3 protein-coding genes are annotated in these 2273 nt (G+C 61.3%); all 3 read right to left on the minus strand.

Annotation, left to right across the window (positions count from 1 at the left end; all coding sequences use genetic code 11):
- Nucleotides 1-78: 78 nt before the first annotated feature.
- Nucleotides 79-528, minus strand: coding sequence for a SufE family protein (locus P792_RS25390; RefSeq protein WP_031240330.1), 450 nt, complete (start codon nucleotides 526-528; stop codon nucleotides 79-81).
- Nucleotides 525-1841, minus strand: a complete 1317-nt coding sequence (hslU, locus tag P792_RS25395) for an ATP-dependent protease ATPase subunit HslU (protein ID WP_023978119.1) — start codon at nucleotides 1839-1841, stop codon at nucleotides 525-527. Before hslU ends, P792_RS25390 begins: the two co-directional genes overlap by 4 nt.
- The coding region (hslV, locus tag P792_RS0118350; RefSeq protein ID WP_031240333.1) for an ATP-dependent protease subunit HslV at nucleotides 1841-2273 on the minus strand (433 nt) is incomplete at its 5' end. The genes hslV and hslU, both read right to left, overlap by 1 nt.

The following is a 2273-nucleotide window of genomic DNA, read 5'->3' on the forward strand; positions in this document are numbered from 1 at the left end:
GCAGTTCGGGTTGTTCCATGTAAAAAAGGCCCGGTCTCCCGGGCCTTTTTTCTTGATTGCCGTTCTACCCTGTCGAAATCAGGCCCGGGCTCGGGCCCGTATGGCCTGGGCCATTGCCTCGACTCCATTGCCACGGTTGGTCGAGAGCGCCTTCACCAGTCCCAGATCATGCAGGAATGTCGGGTCCGTTGCCTCGATCTCCGCCCGGTCACGCCCGGAATAGACGCGCAGCAGCAAAGCCACCAGCCCATTCACAATGGCCGCATCGGACGCACCGGCAAAGAACAGGCGGCCATCTGCCTCATGCGCCTCAAGCCAGACCTGGCTTTGGCAGCCGGGCACACGATGCCCATCATTCTGCCACGCAGCAGGAAAGGGCGGGAGGTTGCGCCCCATCTCGATGATGTATTCGTAGCGATCCATCCAGTCATCGAACAAGGCGAGTTCATCGCCGATCGACGCAATGGCCTCCGCCGCCGTGCCATCCACGGGCTGGACGAAGGGGAGTTCCGTTACCGCGCCGCTCACAGGATGAACCTGCTCAGATCGCCCTTGCGGGCCAGAGGCGCAACGCGCTCCTGCACATCCTGCGCGGTAATCACAACAGTATCCCCGCTCCGGTCAGACGCCCTGAAGGAAACATCTTCCAGCAGACGCTCCATGACCGTCGCAAGACGGCGGGCACCGATATTTTCGACACGCTCATTGATGTCTGCCGCCAGTTCAGCGAGCGCATCCACCGCGCCATCCTCGAAGGAGAGCGTCAGATTCTCGGTGCCGAGAAGCGAGACATATTGCTTGAGCAGGGAATGTTCGGGCTCGAGCAGAATGCGCTTGAGGTCCTCACGTGTCAGACCAGCCAGCTCGACGCGAATGGGCAGACGCCCCTGCAACTCAGGCAGCAGGTCCGAGGGCTTGGCCAGATGAAAGGCCCCGGATGCGATGAACAGGATATAGTCGGTTTTCACCGGCCCGTATTTTGTGGTGACCGTCGTTCCCTCGATCAGCGGCAGAAGATCGCGCTGCACACCCTCACGCGAGATATCGCCACCCCGTCCACCGCCCTCACCCGAGCGGGCGCAGACCTTGTCGATCTCATCGAGAAAGACGATGCCGTGATCCTGCGCATGACGCACTGCATCCTGGGTCAGTGCGTCATTATCCACCAGCCGGTCGGCTTCCTCGCGGATCAGAAGCTGACGCGCGGCAGCGATCGTCAGGCGACGCTTCTGGGGTGAGCGGTTCATGAGGTTCTTCATGAGGTCGCCAAAGGCAGCAGCATTCATGACTGTGCCACCTGCCATGTCGGGCATCTCACCCGCGCCCGGCTCACGCCCCACCTGAATCTCGATTTCCTTGTCCTCAAGCTCCCCATTACGCAGCATCTGGCGGAACTTGGTCTTGGTGTCCGCCGTGGCCCCCTCACCGACCAGCGCATCGACAAGGCGGGATTCTGCGGCAAGCTCGGCCTTGGCATTCACGTCCTTGCGTCGGGCCTCGCGCAGCATGGTGAGTGACACCTCAACCAGATCGCGCACGATGGATTCCACATCACGCCCGACATAGCCGACCTCGGTGAACTTGGTGGCCTCGACCTTCAGGAAAGGCGATTGTGCCAGACGCGCCAGACGGCGGGCGATCTCGGTCTTGCCGCAGCCGGTTGGTCCGATCATGAGGATATTCTTGGGCACGACCTCTTCACGCAACCCTTCGGGTAGTTGCGCACGGCGCCAGCGGTTGCGCATGGCAATAGCAACAGCCCGCTTGGCCTCGTTCTGACCGATGATGAAGCGATCGAGCTCAGAGACAATCTCACGCGGCGAGTAATTCGGAATTTCCATTACAGCGACTCTCCGCCCAGCAGTTCCACCCGGACCGAATGATTGGTGTAGACGCAGATATCGCCAGCAATCTTCATCGCACGACGGGCTACATCCTCGGCACTCAGCCCGTCGATATCGATAAGCGCACGCGCTGCCGAAAGCGCGTAATTGCCGCCGGAGCCGATCGCGATGATTCCGTCCTCGGGCTCGAGCACGTCACCATTACCGGTTAAGGTGAAGGAGCGATGGGCATCGGCCACCGCCATCATGGCCTCCAGCCGACGCAGATAGCGATCCGTGCGCCAGTCTTTCGCCAGATCGACACAGGCCCGTTCAAGCTGATCGGGATAGCGTTCCAGCTTGGCTTCGAGGCGCTCGAGCAGGGTGAAGGCATCGGCTGTTGCCCCGGCGAACCCGGCGAGAATCGAGTTCTTGGGCCCTATGCGCCGT

The sequence above is a fragment of the Asaia sp. SF2.1 genome (assembly GCF_000505765.1).
GTDB classification, from domain to species: Bacteria; Pseudomonadota; Alphaproteobacteria; order Acetobacterales; family Acetobacteraceae; genus Asaia; species Asaia bogorensis.